This is a genomic window from Nonomuraea sp. NPDC050202 (genome assembly GCF_040656115.1).
In the GTDB taxonomy this organism is placed as follows: Bacteria; Actinomycetota; Actinomycetes; order Streptosporangiales; family Streptosporangiaceae; genus Nonomuraea.
Genome location: NZ_JBFALF010000009.1, coordinates 1 through 21,357, shown reverse-complemented (window position 1 = coordinate 21,357; position 21,357 = coordinate 1). Strand labels below are relative to the sequence as shown.

At 71.9% G+C, this 21,357-nt stretch carries 22 protein-coding genes and 1 pseudogene; 12 read left to right on the top strand and 11 right to left on the bottom strand.

Features of this window, described 5'->3' with window-relative positions; genetic code table 11:
* Nucleotides 1–204: 204 nt before the first annotated feature.
* Entirely contained in the window at nucleotides 205–1,446 is a 1,242-nt protein-coding gene (locus AB0I79_RS24580; protein WP_357876643.1) for a glycosyltransferase family 2 protein, read from the bottom strand.
* A gap of 99 nt (nucleotides 1,447–1,545) precedes the next feature.
* Between AB0I79_RS24580 and AB0I79_RS24575 the strand changes: the two genes are divergently transcribed.
* Nucleotides 1,546–3,093, top strand: a complete 1,548-nt coding sequence (locus tag AB0I79_RS24575) for a hypothetical protein (RefSeq protein WP_357876641.1) — start codon at nucleotides 1,546–1,548, stop codon at nucleotides 3,091–3,093.
* Here the strand turns inward: AB0I79_RS24575 and AB0I79_RS24570 are convergent.
* Entirely contained in the window at nucleotides 3,029–4,615 is a 1,587-nt protein-coding gene (locus AB0I79_RS24570) for a phospholipid carrier-dependent glycosyltransferase (RefSeq protein WP_357876639.1), read from the bottom strand. The genes AB0I79_RS24575 and AB0I79_RS24570 overlap by 65 nt on opposite strands.
* Nucleotides 4,616–4,625: 10 nt before the next feature.
* Nucleotides 4,626–5,474 (bottom strand): 16S rRNA (cytidine(1402)-2'-O)-methyltransferase, encoded by an 849-nt coding sequence (gene rsmI, locus AB0I79_RS24565; protein WP_357876637.1) that lies wholly within the window; start codon nucleotides 5,472–5,474, stop codon nucleotides 4,626–4,628.
* Between the two features lie 78 nt (nucleotides 5,475–5,552).
* Here rsmI and AB0I79_RS24560 point away from each other — a divergent pair, with 78 nt between their 5' ends.
* Both AB0I79_RS24560 and AB0I79_RS24555 read left to right on the top strand, forming a co-directional pair.
* Complete coding sequence (locus AB0I79_RS24560) at nucleotides 5,553–7,187, top strand: phospholipid carrier-dependent glycosyltransferase (protein WP_357876635.1); 1,635 nt, start codon at nucleotides 5,553–5,555, stop codon at nucleotides 7,185–7,187.
* Between the two features lie 112 nt (nucleotides 7,188–7,299).
* Nucleotides 7,300–8,514: a hypothetical protein gene (locus AB0I79_RS24555; RefSeq protein WP_357876633.1), complete on the top strand. Its 1,215-nt coding sequence runs from the start codon at nucleotides 7,300–7,302 to the stop codon at nucleotides 8,512–8,514.
* 60 nt (nucleotides 8,515–8,574) lie between these two features.
* On the opposite strand, the gene AB0I79_RS24550 is transcribed toward AB0I79_RS24555, so the two are convergent.
* Complete coding sequence (locus AB0I79_RS24550) at nucleotides 8,575–8,973, bottom strand: MerR family transcriptional regulator (protein WP_312903332.1); 399 nt, start codon at nucleotides 8,971–8,973, stop codon at nucleotides 8,575–8,577.
* A 48-nt stretch (nucleotides 8,974–9,021) separates the two neighbouring features.
* Here AB0I79_RS24550 and AB0I79_RS24545 point away from each other — a divergent pair, with 48 nt between their 5' ends.
* Complete coding sequence (locus AB0I79_RS24545; RefSeq protein ID WP_357876631.1) at nucleotides 9,022–9,816, top strand: MBL fold metallo-hydrolase; 795 nt, start codon at nucleotides 9,022–9,024, stop codon at nucleotides 9,814–9,816.
* 41 nt (nucleotides 9,817–9,857) lie between these two features.
* Nucleotides 9,858–10,793, top strand: coding sequence for a DUF5996 family protein (locus AB0I79_RS24540; RefSeq protein WP_357876629.1), 936 nt, complete (start codon nucleotides 9,858–9,860; stop codon nucleotides 10,791–10,793).
* A gap of 196 nt (nucleotides 10,794–10,989) precedes the next feature.
* Here AB0I79_RS24540 and AB0I79_RS24535 read toward each other — a convergent pair whose 3' ends face one another.
* Complete coding sequence (locus AB0I79_RS24535) at nucleotides 10,990–11,490, bottom strand: MerR family transcriptional regulator (protein WP_357876627.1); 501 nt, start codon at nucleotides 11,488–11,490, stop codon at nucleotides 10,990–10,992.
* Nucleotides 11,491–11,560: 70 nt separating this feature from the next.
* Between AB0I79_RS24535 and AB0I79_RS24530 the strand changes: the two genes are divergently transcribed.
* Nucleotides 11,561–12,160 (top strand): AAA family ATPase, encoded by a 600-nt coding sequence (locus AB0I79_RS24530; RefSeq protein WP_357876625.1) that lies wholly within the window; start codon nucleotides 11,561–11,563, stop codon nucleotides 12,158–12,160.
* Here the strand turns inward: AB0I79_RS24530 and AB0I79_RS24525 are convergent.
* Both AB0I79_RS24525 and AB0I79_RS24520 read right to left on the bottom strand, forming a co-directional pair.
* On the bottom strand, nucleotides 12,107–13,375 hold the full coding sequence (locus tag AB0I79_RS24525) for a DUF6596 domain-containing protein (RefSeq protein ID WP_357877416.1): 1,269 nt from the start codon (nucleotides 13,373–13,375) through the stop codon (nucleotides 12,107–12,109). The genes AB0I79_RS24530 and AB0I79_RS24525 overlap by 54 nt on opposite strands.
* Entirely contained in the window at nucleotides 13,375–13,791 is a 417-nt protein-coding gene (locus tag AB0I79_RS24520; protein WP_357876623.1) for a YciI family protein, read from the bottom strand. Before AB0I79_RS24520 ends, AB0I79_RS24525 begins: the two co-directional genes overlap by 1 nt.
* Nucleotides 13,792–13,872: 81 nt before the next feature.
* Between AB0I79_RS24520 and AB0I79_RS24515 the strand changes: the two genes are divergently transcribed.
* Nucleotides 13,873–14,649: an alpha/beta fold hydrolase gene (locus AB0I79_RS24515; protein ID WP_357876621.1), complete on the top strand. Its 777-nt coding sequence runs from the start codon at nucleotides 13,873–13,875 to the stop codon at nucleotides 14,647–14,649.
* A 4-nt stretch (nucleotides 14,650–14,653) separates the two neighbouring features.
* Here AB0I79_RS24515 and AB0I79_RS24510 read toward each other — a convergent pair whose 3' ends face one another.
* Nucleotides 14,654–15,304, bottom strand: a complete 651-nt coding sequence (locus tag AB0I79_RS24510) for a haloacid dehalogenase type II (RefSeq protein WP_357876619.1) — start codon at nucleotides 15,302–15,304, stop codon at nucleotides 14,654–14,656.
* A gap of 283 nt (nucleotides 15,305–15,587) precedes the next feature.
* Here AB0I79_RS24510 and AB0I79_RS24505 point away from each other — a divergent pair, with 283 nt between their 5' ends.
* The 4 genes from AB0I79_RS24505 to AB0I79_RS24490 are packed head-to-tail and all read left to right on the top strand — an operon-like array spanning nucleotide 15,588 to nucleotide 19,346.
* The gene (locus AB0I79_RS24505; RefSeq protein ID WP_357876617.1) at nucleotides 15,588–16,841 is read left to right on the top strand and encodes a Cmx/CmrA family chloramphenicol efflux MFS transporter; all 1,254 of its coding nucleotides are present in this window, start codon (nucleotides 15,588–15,590) and stop codon (nucleotides 16,839–16,841) included.
* 4 nt (nucleotides 16,842–16,845) lie between these two features.
* Nucleotides 16,846–17,637, top strand: a complete 792-nt coding sequence (locus AB0I79_RS24500) for a maleylpyruvate isomerase family mycothiol-dependent enzyme (RefSeq protein ID WP_357876615.1) — start codon at nucleotides 16,846–16,848, stop codon at nucleotides 17,635–17,637.
* A gap of 15 nt (nucleotides 17,638–17,652) precedes the next feature.
* Complete coding sequence (locus AB0I79_RS24495; protein WP_357876613.1) at nucleotides 17,653–18,633, top strand: AraC family transcriptional regulator; 981 nt, start codon at nucleotides 17,653–17,655, stop codon at nucleotides 18,631–18,633.
* Nucleotides 18,634–18,671: 38 nt separating this feature from the next.
* The gene (locus AB0I79_RS24490) at nucleotides 18,672–19,346 is read left to right on the top strand and encodes a LysE family transporter (protein WP_357876611.1); all 675 of its coding nucleotides are present in this window, start codon (nucleotides 18,672–18,674) and stop codon (nucleotides 19,344–19,346) included.
* A gap of 97 nt (nucleotides 19,347–19,443) precedes the next feature.
* On the opposite strand, the gene AB0I79_RS24485 is transcribed toward AB0I79_RS24490, so the two are convergent.
* Nucleotides 19,444–19,896, bottom strand: coding sequence for a DUF2000 domain-containing protein (locus tag AB0I79_RS24485; RefSeq protein WP_357876609.1), 453 nt, complete (start codon nucleotides 19,894–19,896; stop codon nucleotides 19,444–19,446).
* 114 nt (nucleotides 19,897–20,010) lie between these two features.
* Between AB0I79_RS24485 and AB0I79_RS24480 the strand changes: the two genes are divergently transcribed.
* A complete protein-coding gene (locus AB0I79_RS24480) occupies nucleotides 20,011–20,505 on the top strand; it encodes an Lrp/AsnC family transcriptional regulator (protein ID WP_253756801.1) in 495 nt (164 codons plus the stop codon).
* A 205-nt stretch (nucleotides 20,506–20,710) separates the two neighbouring features.
* On the opposite strand, the gene AB0I79_RS24475 is transcribed toward AB0I79_RS24480, so the two are convergent.
* The gene (locus AB0I79_RS24475) at nucleotides 20,711–20,890 is read right to left on the bottom strand and encodes a hypothetical protein (protein WP_357876607.1); all 180 of its coding nucleotides are present in this window, start codon (nucleotides 20,888–20,890) and stop codon (nucleotides 20,711–20,713) included.
* Nucleotides 20,887–21,357, bottom strand: a pseudogene (locus tag AB0I79_RS24470) (prolyl aminopeptidase); the annotation flags it as partial. The gene AB0I79_RS24475 and the pseudogene AB0I79_RS24470, both read right to left, overlap by 4 nt.

Here is a 21,357-nt window from a genome sequence, read left to right as displayed (position 1 = left end):
GGAAACGGCCTGTGACCCTTCACCGCGCACCCGCCGTCACGCGAGCCCGGGTTGCCCGGTGACGTAGTCGCGCCCGGCCACGGCAACGGCCGACGGCGCGCCCCGTAACGGCGGCGCGCCTCTGACCGGTCAGAGGCCGTTTCCCTGGACGGACGCCCGCCGGCGACGGCGGGTGGCCGGCCACGGCGGCGCGTAAAACTCTCCCTAACTCTTGGCGTTCCCGAGAGAGGGCGCGGAGTCTTCCAGGGAGATCGCGGCGGCGGCCTCCTCGGCCGCGGCGGCGGCGTTGTCGATGGGGGTCTCGCGGGTGCGGCGGATGCCGAGGATGCTGATGAACAGCGACGCGAAGATCGTCTGGAAGCTCATGATGAGCGCCGTGGCCGCGGGCACCACGATGCGCAGCGACTCGCGCGGGTCCAGCTCGCCGAAGTCGCGCACCTGCCAGTGCACCAGCGACATCACCAGGCCGACCAGGCCGGCCAGCGCCAGCAGCCCGCCGACGACGAGCCCCTTCTCCAGGCTCACGATGTCGATCAGCCGCCTGATCCGCGGCGACTCCGGCAGGAAGCCCTCCTCCGCCGCGTACACCTTCGTGAACACCGCGAACAGGGCCGCCTGGAAGCCGATCACGACCAGGGCGGCCGATCCGACCAGGGTGTCGACGTCGAAGGCCAGCTCGCCGATCTCCACGGGCCCGAACACCAGCGCCGTGCCCGCGACGAGCCCGACGATCATCATCAGCACGCCGGGGTAGAAGAACAGCCACTTCGGGCTGTAGAGGAGCAGGAAGCGCAGGTGACGCCAGCCGTCGCGCCAGGAGCGCAGGTGCGGCGGGCGGGAGCGGCCGTCGGGCGAGAGCGTGGTCGGGACCTCGCGCACGTCGAGGCCGGCCAGGGTGGAGCGGACCACCATCTCGGAGGCGAACTCCATGCCGCCCGTCTGGAGCTGCAGCCGCAGGATCGAGTCACGGCGGAAGCCGCGCAGCCCGCAGTGGAAGTCCTTGATCGCCGAGGGGAAGAACAGCCGCCCGATGAACGACAGCACCGGGTTGCCCAGGTAGCGGTGGAGCGGCGGCATGGCTCCCGGGGAGATGCCGCCCCTGAAGCGGTTGCCCATGACCAGGTCGGCGCCGTCGCGAAGCTGCTCGACGAACGGCAGCAGCGCGGTGAAGTCGTAGGAGTCGTCGGCGTCGCCCATGATGACGTACTTGCCGCGCGCCGCCCTGATGCCGCCCATGAGGGCGTTTCCGTATCCCTTCTCGTCCACATGGACCACGCGGGCCCCGGCGTCTCGGGCGAGCTGTTGCGAGCCGTCCGTGCTGCCGTTGTCGGCGATCAGCACTTCGCCCTCGATGCCGTGCTCCTCCATGCACGCCAATGCCTTGCGTACACAGACTTCCACGGTCTCCGCCTCGTTGAGGCAGGGCATGACCACCGTCAGTTCCACGTGTCTACCCTTCAGTTAAGGCTCTTCCAGTGAACCATCATGCCCTGAACGGGCCCGTGCTCGGGCACAGACCTGGAAACGACTGGCATTCTTTACAGCATGGTGAGCGTCGCGGAGATTACCCCTGTGGACCCCTCCGCCCCAGGCAGGATGGCCCGTTTGCTGGCCATGGTGCGCAGGCATCGGGTGTTCGCCGCGGCTTTCGGCGTGGGCGCCGTGCTGCGGCTCATCACCATGCTCGGCTACGGCCCGGCCATGTGGTTCAACGACTCCTACGAGTACGTCTCGGTGGCGCTGCACCCGCGGCCGCACCCGATCAGGCCCGACGGCTACAGCTTCTGGCTGATGCTGCTCCAGCCGTTCCACAGCTTCAGCCTGGTGACGTTCACGCAGCACCTCATGGGCCTGGCCACGGCCTGCCTGATCTACGCATTGCTACGGATCAAGTTCAGGCTGCCGAAGTGGGGGGCCACGCTGGCCGCGGCGCCGGTCCTGTTCGACGCCTACCAGATCCAGCTCGAGCAGATGGTGATGTCCGACACCCTGTTCATGCTGCTCGTGGTGGGCGTGATCACGATGGTGCTGTGGAAGCGGCGGCTGACGTGGAAAGCGGGCGCGGTCCTCGGGCTGCTGCTGGCGCTGACCTGGCTGACCCGCTCGATCGGGCTGCCGATCCTGGCGCTGGTCGTGCTCTACCTGCTGGTCAAGCGCACCGGCTGGCGGCCGATCGCCGCCGTGATCACCGCCTGCGCGATCCCGGTGATGGCGTACATGGGGTGGTTCGCCTCCGCGTACGGCAAGTTCGCGATGACCAACAGCGACGGCCTCATCCTTTACATGCGCACCGCCATCTTCGCCGACTGCAACAAGATGGACATCGACAAGTACAAAGAGGTCCAGCTTCTGCTGCTGTGCATCAACGACCCGGTCAGCCAGCGCAAGGATTACGCCCAGTGGTACCTGTGGGGTCAGGGCAACGGCGACGGCACCGGCACCGGCGAGGTGCTGCACCGGTGGGGCATCAACAAGAAGTGGAGCGAGATCACCAACGACGCGGCCAGCAAGTTCGCCACCCGGGCGATCCTGTCGCAGCCGGGCGACTACCTGCAGGTCGTGGCGCGCGATTTCTTCCGCTCCTTTCACTGGGCACGTCCACGCTTCCCCGACGAGTCGACTTACAACATGTACCAGTTCAAGCCGTACGTGGAGCTGGACGACACCGGCCAGCCCAAGCGGCTGCCGAAGTGGGCGTCGTACGCGGGCGGCCGCACCGACACCGACGCCTTCAGCTACGAGCAGGGCCCGCCGGAGACCCGGATCGTGCAGCCGTGGGCCACGATCATGAGCAGCTACCAGAAGGTCTTCTACCTGCGCGGCATCATGGTCGGCGGCATCCTGCTGATCGGCCTGTACGGCGTGGCGGTGCGCTGGCGGAAGTTCGGCGGGCCGGTGGTGCTGCCGTGGCTGGGCGCGGTCGGGCTGCTGCTGGCGCCGGCGGCCACGGCGGAGTTCGACTACCGGTACGTGCTTCCGGCCGTCCCCCTGGCCTGCATCGCGGCGGCGATCACGCTGCGCCGCGGGGTCACTTGGGGGCGGCGGTCACCCAAGAGCTCATCAGCATCCGAGCCCACCACTGTGACTGCGTGATCGTCTCGGCGGTCAGCACCGGGTAGAGCCACCAGAAGTTGACCAGCACGACGAGCGCGACCGCGCCCACGACCGCGGCCCCCGTCGCCCTCCGGGTGGCGGGGGCGTCCTGCCTGCCGAGGATGAGCCCCGCCATGAGCACCAGCGCCAGCACCATGAACGGCACCACGGGGATCATGTAGAACAGGTACATCGTGCGGTTGTCGGCGATGGCGTAGTAGAACCACGGCAGCCAGCCGGCCGCGAAGGCCAGCAGCGTCGCCCCGGCCCGCCAGTCGCGGGAGGAGACGTACCACGCGACGAGCCCGAGCAGCGCGAGCGCGGCGGCGTACCAGAGCGCGGGGGTGCCGACCCCGAGCACGGCCTGGGAGCACTGGCCGGCGCCGCAGGACGACGGCGGCAGGCCGGTGGGGTAGTGGAAGGAGACCGGCCGTAAGAGCAGCGGCCAGGTCCACGGCTCCGACATGTACGGGTGGTAGTCCTCCAGGCCGCTGTGGAAGCCGAGCACCTGCGTCTGGTACTGCACCCACGACCGCACCGAGTCGAGCACGAAGAACACGGGCCCCGAGGAGGTGGCCCGGTCCCAGTTGCGGCCCCAGCCGTCGGCGGAGGCGAACCAGCCGGCCCACGACGCCGTGAACACCAGCGCGGGCACGAGCGTCATGGCCGCGAACCCGCCCGGCAGGTCGTACGACAGCGCCCCCCGGTACGGCTCGCGCAGCCCCAGCGCCCGCCGGGCCCCCAGGTCCCACATGATCGACAGCACGGCGAAGGCGACGAGGAAGAAGATCCCCGACCACTTGACCGCGCACGCCGCGCCCAGGCAGGCCCCCGCCGCCAGCCGCCACGGCCGCGGCCCCAGCCGCGGGCCCAGCTCGGTGACGGGCGCGCTCTCGTACCAGCCGACCAGCTTGCGCCGCGCCCAGTCGCGGTCGGCCACCAGGCACGCGAACCCGCACAGCACCCAGAACATCAGGAAGATGTCCAGCAGCGCGGTCCGCGACAGCACCAGGTGCAGCCCGTCGAGCGCCAGCAGCAGCCCGGCCAGGCAGCCCAGCAGCGTCGAGCGGGTCATCCTGCGCGCCACCCTGGCCATGACGAGGATGGACAGCGTGCCGGCCAGCGCGGCGGCGAACCGCCAGCCGAACGGGTCCATGCCGAACAGCCACTCCCCCGCGCCGATCATCCACTTGCCCAGCGGCGGGTGGGCGACGAAGGAGGCGCATTCGGACGGCTGCCCGCACTGCTTGAAGATGTCCAGGTTCCCGGCGATGAGGCGCTGGTCGGCGATGGGGTTCTTGACGTCGCCGAGCGTGGCCATCTCGACGCCGTGGACGATCAGCGAGTAGGCGTCCTTGACGTAGAACGTCTCGTCGAAGACGACGGCCCTGGGCTCGCCCAGCCGGACGAACCGCAGGATCCCGCCGAAGATCGCCACCGCGAGCGGCGCCAGCCAGCCCAGGAGGGCGCCGCCCTGCATCGGCGGGATCAGTCGCTGTGCCGGCACCCCCCAGTTCCTCACGATGCGCACCCTATGGCGTGGCGGTTCTCCTGTGAACCAGGTCGTACAGCTCTCGCCTGGGCACGCCCGCGCCCTTGGCCACCTCGGCCACGGCCAGGCTGCGCCGCTCCCCCTCGGCGACCCTGCGGTCCACCTCCGCGGCCAGGGCGTCGAGGTCGGGCTCGGCCTCCCCCGGCGCGAACCCCGCCACGACGATCGTGATCTCGCCCTTGACGCCCGGCGCCGCCCACTCGGCCAGCTCGCCGAGCCCGCCCCTGCGCACCTCCTCGTAGGTCTTGGTCAGCTCCCTGCACACCGCGGCCCGCCGGTCGGGCCCGAACGCCTCGGCCATGGCCCGCAGCGACTCCTCCAGCCGGTGCGGCGACTCGAAGAAGACCATCGTGCGCTCCTCGGCCGCCAGCGCGCCCAGGCGGCGGGCCCGCTCGCCGGTCTTGCGCGGCGGGAAGCCCTCGAAGCAGAACCGGTCGCTGGCCAGCCCCGACACGGCCAGCGCGGTGGTGACGGCGCTCGGCCCCGGCAGTGCGGTGACCGTGATGCCTGCCTCGACCGCGAGCTGCGTCAGCCGGTAGCCGGGGTCGGACACGCCCGGCATGCCCGCGTCCGTGATCACCACGACCGTGCGGCCCTGTTTCAGCGTCTCGACGAGCTCCTGGGCCCGGCCCGCCTCGTTCTGGTCGTAGTAGGACACCACCCTGCCGGTGAGCTCGACGCCGAGGTCGGACGCGAGCCTGCGCAGCCGTCTGGTGTCCTCGGCCGCCACCACGTCGGCGCCCGCCAGCAGCTCACGCAGCCGCGGCGAGACGTCTCCGACCTGGCCAATGGGGGCTCCTGCCAGCACCAACCTGCCGTTCCCAGTCACCCGACCATTGTTGCAGGGCATCCCAAATAGACCGTGTTTCCTTGGTAACCACCGCTCTGGGGCCCGTACGATGTCCGAATGGCGGTGACCGATTCCCCGTACCAGGCCTACGAGAGCTCAGAGGTCGGCGAGAGCCATCCCAGGACGCGGTCCGTACGCGATCGGGTCGTACCCCCCATGCGCGGCAGCGTGTTGTGGGGATGGGTGGGGCCACTGCTCGTCACCCTGTTCGGCGGGATCCTCCGCTTCGTTCAGCTCGGTCACCCCAAGGCCGTGGTGTTCGACGAGACGTACTACATGAAGGACGCCTTCTCGCTCATCACCCACGGGGTCGAGAAGGTCACGATCAAGGACGCCGACAAGGCGATCATCGCGGGGAACACCGACATCTGGCAGGCGTGCACGCCGGACGACCTCGGCAAGTGCGCCTCCTACGTGGTGCACCCGCCCATGGGCAAGTGGATGATCGGCATCGGCGAGTGGCTGTTCGGGCTCAACCCGTTCGGCTGGCGCTTCGCCGCCGCCGTGGTCGGCACGCTGTCCATCTTCATCCTGGCCAGGGTGGCCCGCCGGATGACCCGCTCGACGCTGCTCGGCTGCTTCGCCGGCCTGCTGCTGGCGCTCGACGGCCTGCACTACGTGCTCTCCCGCACGGCGCTGCTGGACATCTTCCTGATGTTCTGGGTGCTGGCGGCGTTCGCCTGCCTGGTGGTCGACCGCGACCGCGCGCGCGAGAAGCTGGTCACGTGGTACGAGGGCTCGCCCGTGTCGCCGCAGGGCCCGTCGCTGGGCATCAGGTGGTGGCGGATCGGGGCCGGGGTGTGCCTGGCCTTCGCGATGTCGGTCAAGTGGTCGGGCCTGGCTTTCGCGGTCGCGTTCGCGATCATGTCGCTGATGTGGGACTTCGGCGCCCGCCGCGCCGTGGGGCTGCGCCGGCCCTACCTGGGGGCGGTCAACAAGGACGTGCCGCAGGGGGTCGTGGCGTTCGGCGTCGTGCCGTTCGTGGCGTACATGGCCACCTGGACGGGCTGGTTCGTCAACGCCTCCGGCTACGGGCGCAACTGGGACCAGGCCACCTCGCCGGGCAACCCGCTCTTCTTCGTCTTCGACTCGATGCGGTCGTGGGTGCAGTACCAGTGGCAGGTCTTCACCTTCCACAGCGGGCTGGAGACCTCGCACCCGTACATGTCGGAGCCGTGGTCCTGGCCGCTGCTGCTGCGCCCCGTGGCCTTCTTCTACGAGGGCAAGCAGAACACGTGCGGCGTCAAGGACTGCTCGCAGGCCGTGCTCGGCGTGGGCACGCCGGTGATCTGGTTCGGCGCGGTGGCCGCGCTGGTGGCGCTGGTGGCGTGGTACTTCTCCTCCCGCGACTGGCGGGCCGGGGCCGTGCTGCTGGCGTACGCGATGGGCTGGCTGCCGTGGTTCTACTTCGCCATCGCCGACAACCGCACGATGTTCCTGTTCTACGCCATCCCGATGGTGCCGTTCATGGTGCTGGCCATCACGTTGTGCGCCGGGCTACTGATCGGGCCGTCCACGCCGGCCGTCAAGGGCGCGGCGCCGATGCGGCGCACCCTCGGCGCCGCCGTCGTCGGCGCGTTCGCCCTGCTCGCGCTCATCAACTTCTGGTGGCTGCACCCCATTCTCTCCGCCGAGCTGATCCCGTACGTGGACTGGAAGGCCCGCATGTTGTTCGAGAAACGGTGGATATGATCACGTTACAGTCGGCTCAATAGGGGTTTCTTAGGTAGTCGCTGTGCAAGACCCAATACGCACCGGATTCGGTCATCGTCAGGCCCGGGGTCGATACGGCAAACTTCGAGGCATGAGTGCACCGGATGTCACCGCCCTTCTCGCCGAGTTGGAGCGATCTCACCCGGATCTGGCCGAGGAGGCCAGGACCGCCGTCGAATGGTTGACGGGTGGGGAGCCGCTGGAGACGGTGACCCAGCTCGACGTCTGCGAGTTCCTCTGGTACACGTTGCCGCTCAAGGTCGCGCCGCCCAACGCCGGGGCGGCCAAGGGCAGCGGCGACATGGAGCGCCTGGCACGTTCCCTGGGGCGGTTGCTCCAGCTCGGCGGCATGGACCGGTATGCCGCCATGTGCGTGTCTTCGACAACCGTACAGATCCTGCGCACCTACGCCCGCGAGGGCGACGACGCCGGCACCGCCGCCTACCAGCAGGCGCTGGAGGCCACGGGTGTGCTCCCGCCCGACGTGCCCGAGCTGCAGTGGAGCATGATCATGGGGCCCGAGGAGCTGGGCGCGCACATCGCCTGCTCCGCCGCGCTGGAGCTGGCCATCGTGGCCGGCGAGAGCGTCGACCGTACCGCCCTGACCCGGCGCTGGCTCACCGAGCCGCGCGCCGACCTGGGCGGCGACAGCTGGCTCAATCGCGTGCACGGCGAGCGGCTCAACCGCTGGGTGCTGGGGCGCGGCCCGGCCAGGCGGGAGCTGGCCCAGCCGTTCGAGGTGCGGCTGCACGCGCCCGTGGCCCCGCAGCCGCTGCCCGCGCTGCACCGGCTGCTGTCCGTGGCCGCCTCCGGGGAGACGCTGCCGCTGCGGCTGGCGCCCTCGCCCGAGGCGGCGCGGCTGCGCGACCTGGCCGAGCGTGAGCTGGGCGCGATCCGCCGCGACGGTGCCAAGCTGGCCATCACCGAGTACGGCCTGCGGCTGCTGAAGTCGAAGTCGGCCATGTGGTCGGCGGTCACCCGGCTGCTGCTGGCCAGGGGTGAGCACGAGTTCGAGGTGTCGGCCAGGGAGGCGGCGCTGTTGCTGCTCGCCGACGGCACGCTCATGTCGCCCGCGAAGCTGCGCGAGCGGGTGGCCGAGGTGGTGGGCGGCGAGGGCTGGCATCCGGCGACGAGCCTGGAGGACGTCACCGGGCCGGTGGCCGATCTGGTGGCCCAGCTCACGGCGCTGGGGCTGGCGTTCAGCGACGAGCTGGCCGTGCGGATGGACCGGCCGGGGCAGCTCGCGGCCCTGGCGGCGCTGCGGGCCCACGCCCTGCGGCCGAGGAAGTACGTCAGCTCGGCCTGATCCAGCGATCGGCGTCGGGCGCCCGCTCAGTTCGGCCTGATGTCTGGCGGCGGGTTCCCCTCAGCCCTGGGGCACCCGCCGTACGGCCTGCTTGAACTCGGGGCATTCCACCAGCGGATCGTGCGTGCAGACCACCGCGTGGCGCAGACTGTCGCGCAGCCGGGTGAGCTGGTCGACCCGCTGCGACACCTCGCGCTCCTTGGCGGCCATGCGGGCGCGCAGCCGCTCGTCGGACGGCCCCGCCCGCAGGAACTCGCCGATCTCGGAGAGCGTGAACCCGGCGTCGCGGGCGCAGGAGATCAGCGCCAGCCGCTCCAGGGTCTCCGGCCGGTACGCGCGGCGCAGCCCGTTGCGCCCCTCGGCCTGGATGAGCCCCTTGCGCTCGTAGAACCGCAACGCGGACGCGGCCAGCCCGCTCTGCCTGGCCACGTCACCGATGTCGATCAACGTGTCGTCCACACCCTGGCTCCTTGACTTGAACCGCACTTCAAGTCGCAGTCTATCCGCATGCGAATTCACCATCTCAACCTCGCCTCGATGCGCGAGATCGACTCCCCCGACGGCCTGTCCCCCGCGCGCGCCGTCTGCCACGCGCTGCTCGTCGAGACCCCGGCCTCCGGGCTGGTCCTCGTGGAGTCGGGCCTCGGCCTGGACGACGTGGCCGACCCCGCCCTGCACCTCGAACGCGAGTGGGCGGAGCTGGTCGAGCCGGTGCTGTCCCCCGCCGAGACGGCCGTGCGGCAGGTGGCGGCGCTCGGGTACGACCCCTCCGACGTGCGCCACATCGTCCTGACCCACCTGGACGTGGACCACAGCGGCGGCCTGCCCGACTTCCCGCACGCCGAGGTGCACGTCATGGAGGCCGAGCTGAAGGCCGCTCTGGAACAGGCCCCCAACCGCCGCTACCGGCCCTCGCACTGGGCGCACACGCCGCGCTGGGTGACGTATCCGGGCACGGGCACCCGGTGGCTGGGCGTGGACGGGGTGCGGCCGCTGACCGGCCTGCCGGACGACGATTTCCTCTACGTGCCGCTCGACGGGCACTCGGACGGGCACGCCGGGGTGGCGGTCAGGGACGGCGACCGGTGGCTGCTGCACGCCGGGGACGCGTACTTCTACCACGGCGAGCTGGCCCGCGAGCCGCGCCCGCACCCGCTGATGGATCTCGTGCAGGTCCAGGCCCAGGTGGACGAGGGGCGGCGGCTGTCGAGCCAGGAGCGCCTGCGCTCGCTCGCGAACGAGCACGGCGTGGCGGTCTTCTCCGCGCACGACCCCTGGGAGCTGACCGAATACTCCCAGTAGTTACGATTGTCGGGAAATGCTCTACGTCGGAGGGGGCCGTCATGGAGCTGTTCCCGGCCATGCCGCTCGCGGAGTGGAAGGAGGCCAAGGAGACCTTTCACAGGTTCGCGCAGATCGTGGGGAAGATCCGGCTGGCGTCGAGCAACCGGCGCAACCACTGGTGGCAGGTGCCGTTCCACCCGACAGGGCGGGGGCTCACCACGCGGCCGATGGGCGGGCTGGGCGAGCAGCCGCTGTTCTGCGTCGACTTCGACCTCGTACGCCACCGGCTGGTGGTGGACGTCTTCGACGGGCGCAGCGCGGAGTTCAGCCTGATCGGCAGGTCGGTGGCCTCGTTCCACGACCGGCTCTTCGAGACGCTGGCCGGGCTGGGGATCCGGCCCGAGATCTGGGCCGTGCCGTTCGACCTGAGCGACGACACGCCGTTCGCCGAGGACACCCTGCACGCGCGCTACGACCCGGTGCTCATCAACCGTTACTGGCGGATCCTGTCGCAGGTGGTGCAGCTCCTGGACCGGTTCGCCGCCGACTTCGCTGGCAAGACGAGCCCGGTGCACCACTTCTGGCACACCTTCGACATCGCGGTCACCCGGTTCACCGGGCGGGTGGTGAAGGTCTCGCCCGACGCCGACCCGGTGACGCGGGAGGCCTACAGCTGGGAGGTGATCAGCTCGGGGTTCTGGTTCGGGGACAAGGAGCGGCCGTGGCCGGCGTTCTACTCCTACACCGCGCCGGAGCCCGAGGGGCTGGAACGGGAGCCGCTGCGGCCCGCCCAGGCCGAGTGGGTCCCCGCCAGGGGCAGCCATCTGGCCGTGCTCCGCTACGACGACGTACGGACCATGGAGGACCCGGTGGGAGCCGTGCTGGAGTTCCTGGACAGCGCCTACCAGGCGGGGGCGCGGCTGACCGGGCTCGACTCCGAGGCGCTGGCCTCTCCCGGCGGCGTCACGGACCCGTATCTGCGGGCACACACGTGAGCGCCCGCCCTCCGGGGAGGGCGGGCGCTCTACGAGTGCGTACCGGTGTGCGTGTCGCCTCTCGGCGAAAGGCACAACACGGCTCCAGCCGAACGGTATTCCGTGAAGGCAATAGGTGAGGCCCGGGGACACTGGGCACACCGGCCACGAGATATGTAACCACACCCCGGCGGGATCCATTCCCCCGCCACGACGACTATTTTTCGACCGCAGGCCCGGTCCACCGCGGATCGTGCTCCGCCGCCGGTCCTGCGGGCCGCCCGGTCCACCGCGGATCGTGCTCCGCCGCCAGTTGCTCGAACGTGCAGCCGTCGATGAGCCGGTCCAGCATCGCGACGGCGACCTCGCACTCCACGGCCGGATGTTCCTCCTGGCAGCGCAGCCCGTGGCGGAGCACCTCCTGCGCCACCCTGGCCCGGACGATCACCGCCTCCAGCTCGCCGATCCGCTCCTGCACCGCCGCCCGCCACTGCTCGCCGGGCGCGTCCAGCATCGCCCCCGCGGTGTCCAGGGGCACGCCGAGCCGCTGCATCGTCCGCAGGAAGACCAGCCGCCGCAGCTCCTGCCTGCCGTAGACGCGCCGCCCCTGGCGGCGGCGCGCCGGGGCGACCAGGGCGCGCTCCTCGTAGTACCGCAGGGCGGAGGCGTTCACTCCGAGCAGGCGCGCGGCCTCGCCGATCGGGATCGTGTCGTCCATGGCTCCATTCGACGCCAAACCCGCTCGAAACGTGGGAAGTCTCACTGTCTTCCGCCCTAAGCTGAGCCGCATGCTCGTGTGGATCAACGGCCCGTTCGGGGTGGGCAAGACGCAGACCGCGTACGAGCTGCACCGCAGGCTGCCGGGAAGCGTGGTGTGCGATCCCGAGTACGTCGGCATGGGCCTGCACAGGATGACGCCGCGCGCGCTGCGCTCGGACTTCCAGCTGCACCCGGCCTGGCGGCAGGGCGTGTTCGAGGTGCTGGACCTGGTGCTGAGCAAGCAGCCGGGCGTGGTCATCGCGCCGATGACGCTGGTCGAACCCGCCTACTACGACGAGATCCTGGGCCGCCTGCGCGAGGCCGGCCACGAGGTGCGCCACTTCGCGCTCGTCGCCGGCCGCGAGACGGTGCTGGCGCGGCTGCGGGAGCGCTCGCTGAGCCGCAGCCTCAAGCGGGAGGCGTTCGCGGTCGCCAGGCTCGACGGGTGCCTGGAGCGGCTGCGCACGCCGCGGTTCGCCGAGCACGTCGAGACGGACCGGCTGACGGTGCCGCAGGTCGCCGACCGGATCGCGGCCTCCGCCGGGCTGAGCCTGGCGGCCGACGCCGACGGCCCGCTACGCCACCGGCTGCGGCGGATCGGGGTCACGATCCGGCACATCAGGCTCTAGCCGGGCGGCCCTGGCGTGCAGGTAGCGCTGCTGGGGCAGGCTCATGGCGCGCCGCGCCGCCTCCCTGTACGCCGCGCGGGCGCCCTGGCCGTCGCCGGACATCTCCAGCAGGTGCGCGCGGACCGCGTGCAGCCGGTGGTCGCCGGACAGCCGGTCGTCGCCGGCGAGGCTTTCGAGCAGGTCGAGCCCGGCCTCGGGGCCGCGGGACATGGCGGCGGCGACGGCGTGGTTGAGCGCGATCATGGGGTTGCCGGAGCCGCGCATCAGCAGCTCGTACAGGGCCGTGATCTGCGGCCAGTCGGTCTCCTCCGCGGTCGGCGCCTCGTCGTGCAGGGCGGCGATGGCGGCCTGGAGCTGGTACGGCCCCGGAACGCCCCGGGAGAGCGCGTTCGTGACGAGCTGGACGCCCTCGGCGATGAACGCGGCGTTCCACAGCGTGCGATCCTGCTCGGCCATGGGGATCAGCGCGCCGTCCTTGCCGGTGCGCGCCGGGCGGCGCGCGTCGGTGAGCAGCATGAGGGCCAGCAGCCCCGCCGCCTCGGCGTCATCGGGCAGCAGCCGGTGCACCATGCGGGCCAGCCTGATCGCCTCGGCCGCGAGCTCGGCCCGGTGCAGGTCGGGGCCCGACGTGCTGGCGTACCCCTCGTTGAAGATCAGGTAGAGCGCGTGCAGCACCGCGCCCGTCCGCTGGGCGCGCTCGGCGGTCCCCGGCAGGCGGAACGGCACGCCGCTGTCCTTGACCCGGGTGATGCGGCGCGTCATCGTCGCCTCGGACACCATGAAGGCGCGGGCGATCTGCGCCGTGGTCAGGCCGCCGACCGCGCGCAGCGTGAGCGCGATCTGCGAGGGCGGCGACAACGACGGGTGGCAGCACATGAACAGCAGCACCAGCGTGTCGTCCGACGCGGGCGGCGGCCGGTCGGCGGGCGGGGAGAGCCAGTCGTCCGGCAGCGCGCGGGCGGCGACGGTGTCCTCGCGGCGGCGGCGCGCCTGCTCGGCGCGGAGCAGGTCCGTCAGGCGGCGCGCGGCCACCGTGACGAGCCAGGCGCGCGGATCGTCCGGCACGCCGTCCCGCGCCCACTGGATGGCCGCCGCGAGCAGCGCCTCCTGGACCGCGTCCTCGGCGAGGTCGAAGTGCCCGTAACGGCGCACGACCGCGCCGAGGACCTGCGGCGCCAGCTCGCGCAGCAGGTCCTCGGGTCCGCTCACGGCGATCAGAACCCCATGTCCTCGGCCGACTCCATGACGGGCCTGATGTCGGCGTGGACGTTGGCGTAGGCGCCCTCGGGGGCCGGGCACCGGCCGAGGCGGCCGGCGATCTCCACGGCCCTGTCGAAGCTCTCGCACTCGACGATCCAGTAGCCGGCCAGCACCTCCTGGGTCTCGGCGTACGGCCCGTCGGTCACGTACGGGACCCCGTCGCGCAGGCCGACCCTGCGGGTGTGCACGGGCGCCGCCAGGCCGCGGGTCTCGACCAGCTCGCCCGACTCCTCCAGCTCCTTGTTGACGGCCGCCATGAACGTCGTCATCGCCGCCAGGTCCTCCCCCGACCAGGCGCCGCGCCCGGCGTCCTTGCCGGACATCTCGTCGTAGTCCTGCTGGGAGGCGTACGAAAGGATCATGTACTTCATCGGTGTGGTCCTCTCTCTCGTGGGCTCTCACCAGGGACGTCGGAGCCGGGGCAACGCACCGGACATGGCACCATCGAGTTCGTGTCCTATGCAACCACCCCTGACGACGTGAAGCTGTCCTACCAGGTCCGCGGCCACGGAGAGCCTCTCGTGCTGCTGCAGGGGCAGGCCAACGACCACCGCTGGTGGGACTCCGTACGCGACGACTTCGGCTCCTACCGGACCATCACCCTCGACTACCGCGGCACCGGCGGCAGCGACAAGCCCGACGAGCCGTACAGCACGCGCGGGTTCGCCGCCGACGTGCTGGCCGTGCTCGACGAGGCGGGCGTGGAGCGGGCGCACGTGTACGGCACGTCGATGGGCGGCCGGGTGGCCCAGTGGCTGGCGGCCGACCATCCCGCGCGGGTCGGGGCGCTGGTGCTCGGCTGCAGCTCGCCGGGCGGCGCCCACGGGGTGGAGCGGAGCAACGAGGTGCGCAGGTCGCTGGCCCAGCCCGACCGGGCCGCCGCCGAGCGGGCGCTGCTGGAGCTCATGTACACGCCCGCCTGGCTGGCCGCCCACCCCGGCCCGTACCGCACCATCGGCGACCCGCGGATGCCCGCCCACGCGCGCCGCCGCCACCTGGCCGCCAGCGCCGGTCACGACGCCTGGGACGCGCTGCCCGGCATCACGGCGCCCACGCTGGTCGTGCACGGCACCGACGACGTCTTCAACCCGGCGGCCAACGCCCCGCTGCTGGCCGGGCGCATCCCGGGGGCCGAGCTGCGGATGATCGAGGGGGCGCGGCACGCGTACTTCGAGGAGTTCAGGCAGGTGGCGAGCCCCATGGTGCTGGACTTCCTGCGGCGGCACTGACCCCTCATCGCCACAGGGCCGCCAGCGCGCGCAGGTCGGGGGCCGTGACGTGCGGGGCGGACATCACGCTCGGGTACGGCACGCCGCGCCGGTCCAGGTACGCACCCGACAGGCCGGCCCGCTGGGCGCCGTGGACGTCCCACGGGTGCACGGCCACCAAGGTCGCCTGGGCGGGCACCACGCCGGCCAGGCCCACGGCGTACTCGTAGGCCGCCCTGGCGGGCTTCCACGCACGCGGGCCGCTCACGTCGAGCGTGGCCTCCACCAGGTCCAGCAGGCCCTCGCGGCGCAGGATGCCCGCGGTCATCGCGGCGGAGCCGTTCGTCATGGTGAACAGCCTGATGCCCGCCTCGCGCAGGCTCCGCATGCCGTCCGGCACGTCGGGGTGCACCCGCAGGCCGGCGAGCCCGCTCAGCACGTGGTCCACCGCCTTGTCCTGCAACCGCAGCCCCTTGAGCACGTCCGCGGCGATCCGGGCGAACTCGGCGAACCCGCCGGTCGCCGTGAGCGCGAAACCGTCGCGCAGCACGCTCGCGAACCACGTCGGCATCTGCTCCCCGGACAGCCCCACGTCCTCGAACCTGGCCCGCAGCGGCTCCATGTCGATGAGCGTCTCGTTCACGTCGAAGATCACAACGTACGGTCTGGCGTTCATCGTTTTCTCCCAGCGCTCCACGGTCGCGTCCATGCTAAATTGACGCCCATGTCCAGCCCTGAGGCGTCAAGACGCTAGCCACCGGTCGTCCGGTGGCTGTTCCGCGCTGCCTCCCCGCCCCTTGAGGCGGGTGTTCTCCATGGGCGCTCTCGCCATCCGGATCACCGTGTCACGGGCCATTCCAGCCTGAGCCGCGCGCTGCCTTCCCGCGCCGCCGCCAGGCTGTTTCATCGCGAGCGGGACCGGTCTTCCGTCCTGCCCGCCTTCCTGTGAGAGCTGTCTGATGCCTTTCGCTGTTTACCTGCTCGGGCTGGCGGTCTTCGCCCAGGGCACGTCCGAGTTCATGCTGTCCGGGCTCGTGCCCGCCATCGCCCGCGACCTGGGCGTGTCCATTCCCGCCGCGGGGCTGCTGACCTCGGCTTTCGCCGCCGGGATGGTGGTGGGGGCGCCGCTGATGGCCGCCCTGAGCCTGCGGCTGTCCAGGCGGGCCGCGCTGCTCGCCTTCCTCGTCGTCTTCCTTCTCGCGCACGTCGTCGGCGCGGTCACCACCAGCTACGAGGTGCTGGTCGTGACCCGCGTCGTGGCGGCGCTGGCCAACGCCGGGTTCCTGGCCGTGGCCATGGCGACCGCCGTCGCCCTGGCGCCGTCGGACGCCAAGGGGCGCGCCACCTCCGTCCTGCTGGGCGGGGTGACCATCGCCTGCGTGGCCGGGGTGCCCGGTGGGGCGCTGCTCGGCGAGGTGTGGGGGTGGCGGTCGGCGTTCTGGGCGGTGGCCCTGGCGCTGGTGCCTGCCATCGTCGCGGTCCTGAAGTCCGTGCCCGGCGGCGCTCCGGACGGGACCACGGATGGGGCTCCGGACGGGACCCCGAACGGGGCTACGGACGGGGCTCCGGAGGGAGGTGCCGGGAGGAGCGTGCGGGGTGAGCTGCGGGCGCTGCGGCGGCCCCGGCTGCTGGTGCTGCTGCTGCTCGGCGCCCTGGTGAACGGGGCCACCTTCTGCACCTTCACCTACCTCGCGCCGGTGCTCACCGGCGTCAGCGGGATCGGCTCCTCCTGGATGCCGGCGATGCTCGCGCTGTTCGGGCTCGGCTCGTTCGCCGGGGTGACGATCAGCGGGCGGATCGCCGACCGCCGTCCCGTGCCGCTGATGGTGACCGGCGGGGTGGCGCTGGCGGCCGGCTGGGCCGTGTTCGCGCTGGCGGCCGGGGCGGCGGGGCCGGCGATCGTGCTGGTCCTCGTCCAGGGGACGCTGTCGTTCGCGGTCGGGTCCACGCTGATCTCGCAGGTCATGTACGCCGCCACCGGCGCGCCCACCCTGGGCGGCGCCTTCGCCACGGCGGCGTTCAACGTGGGCGCCACACTCGGCCCGGGGCTGGGCGGGCTGGCCATCGAGGGCGGGCTCGGGTTCCGGTCGCCGCTGTGGGTGAGCGCCGCGCTGGTGGGGCTCGCGCTGGCCGTCGCCGGGATCGCCGGGATCGCCGGGTCGCGCGCGCGGCGTAAACCGATGGAGGTGGATCTCCGGCGTGCGGCACAGTGAGGCCATGGATGCTGCCGCACATTTCCACCGGGAAGTACGCGCCTTCCACGACGCCGCCCGCAGGGCCGCCGAGGCGGGTGACGCGCCCGTCGTGCCGTCCTGCCCTGACTGGACGATGTCCGATCTGGTGTTCCACCTGGCCGCGGTGCATCGATTCGTGATCGCCATCATCAGGGACCGGCTCGACGGGCCCCCGGACCCCGCCGAGCTGGCCAGGGCGGAGTTCCCCGCCGACACGGCGGGCTGGCCGGTCTCCGGCCGGCACCCGACTCCGGGGCCGATCCCGGCGACCCTGCTGGCCGCCTTCGAAGAGGGGGCCGCCCGGCTCGAAGCGCTGTTCAGGCAACATTCGCCGGACGAGCCCGCGTGGACCTGGTCGCGGGAGCACACGGTCGGGTTCTGGCTGCGGATGCAGACCATCGAGGCCGCCGTGCACCGCTGGGACGCCGAGAACGCCGTCGGCGCGGCCGGCCCGATCCACGAGGAGATCGCGGTGGACGCGATCACGCAGACGTTCGAGGTGATGGCGCCGGCGCGGCGGGCCTGGACGTCGGCGCCGCCGGGTGCGGGCGAGCGGTTCCGGTTCCTGCGGGCCGACGGGCCGGGCGACTGGGTGGTGTGCTTCGACGGCGAGCACGTGCGGGTCGGTGACGGGACGGACTTCGACGTCGAGCTGACGGGCACGGCGTCGGATCTGATGTTGTTCCTGTGGCGGCGGATCCCGGCCGACGCGCTGGCCGTGCGCGGGGACAAGGCCGTACTCGATCGCTACTTCGACCTGGTTCCTCCCGTATGACCTAATCTTGCGAGCATGCAGGTCAGGGAGGTGAACGGTACCCAGCTCGCCGTCGTCACGCCGGCGTCCGGCGGGTTCGCCCGGCACAGCCACGACGAGTACGTCATCAGCGTCAACGTCAGCGGGCGGGAGCGGGTGCGGCTGGACCGGTCCTCGTTCGAGGTCGATCTGGACGAGGTGACCGCGTACAACCCGGGCCAGGTCCAGTCCTGCACCACGCGGACACCCGAGGGGGCGGCGTTCACCTGCGTGAGCTGGTACGTCCCGCCGGGCGTGCTCGGCGCGCTGGTCGGCGGCCCGCCCCCGGACTTCTCCCACCCCGTCGTCCGCGCTCCTCGGCTGCGGCGTGAACTGCTCCGGGCGGCCGGCCGCCTGGCCGTGACGGGAACCGACCGCCCCGGCGTGCGCGGGTCCGGGAACGACCGCCCCAGCCTGACCGAGCCCGCGAGCGACCGCCCCGGCGTGAGCGGGTCCGCGAGCGACCGCCTCGGCGTGAGCGGGTCCGCGAGCGACCGCCTCGGCGTGAGCGGGTCCGCGAGCGACCTTCCCGGCCTTGGCCTGGGTGCGGCGGGGGACGATGTCCTCGCTCTGGTCGAGGAGCGGCTGACGCTCGTGCTCCTCCGGCTGCTCGATCTCGCCGCCCCCGCCCTGGCCCGCCGGTCTCCCGGGCCGGAGCCGGGGGACGCCAGGATCGCCGCCGTGCTGGACCGGCTGCGGGCCGACCTGTCCAGCGCGCCGCGCCTGGCCGACCTGGCCGGTGAGGCCGGGATGTCCCGGGAGCACCTCGTGCGCTCCTTCACCCGGGCCACCGGCTGCCCGCCGTACGCGTGGCACCTACAGGCCAGGCTGGCAGAGGGCCGCCGCCGGCTGCGCGGCGGGCTGGCGGTCGCGGAGGTGGCCCACGAGCTGGGGTTCACCGACCAGGCCCACTTCCACCGGCACTTCACCGCCGCGTACGCCATCACGCCCGGCCGCTACCGGGCCATCAACATCTGACAAGACGCGGCACGACGCCCGCCGACAGAGTGGACGCCATGTCCGAGATCTTCACGCTGGCCCTCTGGATCGGGCTGGTGTTCAACGCGGCGCCCGGCGCGGTGTTCAGCGAGTCGTTGCGCAGGGGTGTGCGGGGCGGGTTCGGGCCGGCGTTCGCGGTGCAGGCCGGGTCGCTGGCGGGTGACGCCGTGTGGGCGGTGCTCGGGCTGGCGGGCGTCGGGGCGCTGTTCGCGGTCCCCGTGCTGCGGGTGCCACTGACGGTCGCCGGGTGCCTGCTGCTCGCCTGGCTCGGGGTGACCGGCCTGCGCGACGCCGCCTTCCCACGGCCCGAACCCGCGTCCAGCCGGGGTGCGGTCACAGGCGAACGGTCCAGGTGGGGGGCGGTCACAGGCGAACGGTCCAGGCGGGGGGCGGTCGCGGTCGGTGCCGCCATGTCGCTGGGCAACCCCTGGAACGTCGTGTACTGGTCGGGCGCGGCCGGGGCGGTCGGCGCCGTGCTGGGTGAGGACGCGGGGGCCGGAAGCCTGGCCGTGTTCTTCGCCGGGTTCATGACCTCCTCCCTCGCCTGGTGCTTCGTCTCGGCGGGGCTCATCGCCGTCCTGCGCAGGGCGCTGCCTCCGGCGGCCGTACGGGTGCTGGAGGCGGCGTGCGGAGCGGCACTGATCGTCTTCGCGGTCCTCCTGGCGGCCAGGCTGCTGCCTGGCGGCTCATGAGAGGCACCCGGGCTGGTGCCTCTCAGGTCGCGAGGGGGGTGGCGGGCATCCGCGCGTTCGGCGCCGGGTCCGGCGCCGGGTCCGGCCGGACGCCCGCTCACCGCAGCAACGGCAGCCGCCCCGTGAGCCGCTCGACGATCGCCCGGGGCCCGAAGAGGCTGACCGCGTAGTACGGCGGCTCCTCCGTACGCGCCAATTCGGCCAGATAGTCGTCGTAGACGTTGGTCCGCTGCGCGATGGCCGCCATGTCGGTCACCACCAGGCCGGGCTCGGCGGCGGCGTCCTTCCTGATCCGGCTCACGAGAGCGGCCGGCGCCCCCAGCACCGTGCAGCCCGTCCACGGCAGCCCGGCGTGCGCGAGCCCGGAGGCGTCCACGCCGCCCGACCCGACGATCGCCGGCACGGCGACCCCGACGGAGGCGGCCAGGCAGGCCGCGGCGTTGGCCTGCAGGCCTCTGGGCAGGTCGCGGTCGATCACGATCACCCACTTGACCGCGAGTTCCTTGGTGGGCAGGTCGGTACGGCGTTCGAGCTCGTCCAGCACGGTCATCGACGGATCCCTCCTCCGAAGTTGTCCCAGAAGAGTCACACCGAAACCGCCGTTCCACCAACCAGGAAGCGGTATTTCCGAAGAAAATTCGGAAAGACGTGCCAAGATGCGTACGTGGACGAACTTGATACGGCGATTCTCGCCGAGCTGCAGCGCGACGGCCGCCAGACCAACCGCGAGCTGGCCGAGCACCTCGGCATCGCCCCCTCGACCTGCCTGGAGCGGGTGCGCTCGCTGCGCTCGTCCGGCGTCATCGAGGGCTTCCACGCCGAGGTCAACCTCGACGCGATCGGCCGGCCGGTGCAGGCGCTGATCAACGTGCGCCTGCACCCCAAGATCCGCGAGGCCGTGGAGGGGTTCCGCGACTACGTGGCCGCGCTGCCGGAGACGCTGGCCGTGTTCGTCGTGTCGGGCGGCGACGACTTCATCATCCAGGTCGGCGTGCGGGACGCCGGGCATCTGCGCGACTTCGTGCTCGACCACGTCTCGCGGCACCGCAACATCGCCGACGTGCGTACCTCGCTGGTCTACGACCACATCCGCAAGACGTCGGTGGAGGTGCTGCCGCCGGAGCGCCCCTCCCGCCCGCGCACCGGCCGCAAACGCTGAACGCCCGCGCACTTCCACGCCCTCACGCCCGCGCATCCTCACACCCGCGCACCTTCACGCCCGCACAGCCTCACACCCGCGCACCTTCACGCCCACGCACCGGCCGCGATCGCGGAACCTCCACGACATGCCCAGGTCACGAACGTGAACACGCGCCGGCCGCAACGCTAAATAGGTGGTGGCCGAATGGGTGGCCCGGATACGGTTACGGCAGGTCAGCGAGCGGACAAGGGGTGGCGATGCTGCTGGCGGCGCCTCGCCGCACCCTGTCCGCCTGCCGGCCGGCGAACCCGCGGCTCACCCGTACGGAGTCGTCCGACGGCGAGGCGATGGTCACCAGGGGCACCGTCCAAACCCCCGAGATGATCGCGAGCCGCGGGTTCACCCCTCCTTGGCCGGGGAGAAGCCCTCGATCGCCTCGTGGAGCACCTTCCTGAACGTCTCGCTGCCCGTGTGTCCGGAGTCCTCCACGACGTGCAGCTCGGCGTCCGGCCAGGCCTTGGTCAGCTCCCACGCCGTGTGGAGCGGGCCGCCCATGTCGAGGCGGCCGTGGATCAGGGCGCCGGGGATGCCGGCCAGCCGTCCCGCGTTCCGCAGCAGCACGTCCTCCTCCAGCCAGGCGGCGTTGGAGAAGTAGTGCGCGCAGATGCGGACCATGGCCATGACGGCGTCGGCGGGCCGGTCGCTGTAGGCGTTGGGCTTGCCGTTGGTCTCCTGGGAGATCACCGCGTCCTCCCAGGTGATCCAGTCCTGGGCGGCCTTCTCGCGTACCCGCTGGTCGGGGTCGGACAGCAGCCGCGAGTAGGCGGCCAGCACCCCGAACACGTCCCCGTCGCGGTCGGCCTCGGGCAC

Excerpts from the sequence above, each read along its gene's own strand:
- AB0I79_RS24575 (WP_357876641.1), top strand. The coding sequence starts at position 1,546 with ATGGTGAGCGTCGCGGAGATTACCCCTGTGGACCCCTCCGCCCCAGGC.
- AB0I79_RS24560 (WP_357876635.1), top strand. The coding sequence starts at position 5,553 with ATGGCGGTGACCGATTCCCCGTACCAGGCCTACGAGAGCTCAGAGGTC.
- AB0I79_RS24555 (WP_357876633.1), top strand. The coding sequence starts at position 7,300 with ATGAGTGCACCGGATGTCACCGCCCTTCTCGCCGAGTTGGAGCGATCT.
- AB0I79_RS24545 (WP_357876631.1), top strand. The coding sequence starts at position 9,022 with ATGCGAATTCACCATCTCAACCTCGCCTCGATGCGCGAGATCGACTCC.
- AB0I79_RS24540 (WP_357876629.1), top strand. The coding sequence starts at position 9,858 with ATGGAGCTGTTCCCGGCCATGCCGCTCGCGGAGTGGAAGGAGGCCAAG.
- AB0I79_RS24535 (WP_357876627.1), bottom strand. The coding sequence starts at position 11,490 with ATGGACGACACGATCCCGATCGGCGAGGCCGCGCGCCTGCTCGGAGTG.
- AB0I79_RS24530 (WP_357876625.1), top strand. The coding sequence starts at position 11,561 with ATGCTCGTGTGGATCAACGGCCCGTTCGGGGTGGGCAAGACGCAGACC.
- AB0I79_RS24520 (WP_357876623.1), bottom strand. The coding sequence starts at position 13,791 with ATGAAGTACATGATCCTTTCGTACGCCTCCCAGCAGGACTACGACGAG.
- AB0I79_RS24510 (WP_357876619.1), bottom strand. The coding sequence starts at position 15,304 with ATGAACGCCAGACCGTACGTTGTGATCTTCGACGTGAACGAGACGCTC.
- AB0I79_RS24505 (WP_357876617.1), top strand. The coding sequence starts at position 15,588 with ATGCCTTTCGCTGTTTACCTGCTCGGGCTGGCGGTCTTCGCCCAGGGC.
- AB0I79_RS24500 (WP_357876615.1), top strand. The coding sequence starts at position 16,846 with ATGGATGCTGCCGCACATTTCCACCGGGAAGTACGCGCCTTCCACGAC.
- AB0I79_RS24495 (WP_357876613.1), top strand. The coding sequence starts at position 17,653 with ATGCAGGTCAGGGAGGTGAACGGTACCCAGCTCGCCGTCGTCACGCCG.
- AB0I79_RS24490 (WP_357876611.1), top strand. The coding sequence starts at position 18,672 with ATGTCCGAGATCTTCACGCTGGCCCTCTGGATCGGGCTGGTGTTCAAC.
- AB0I79_RS24485 (WP_357876609.1), bottom strand. The coding sequence starts at position 19,896 with ATGACCGTGCTGGACGAGCTCGAACGCCGTACCGACCTGCCCACCAAG.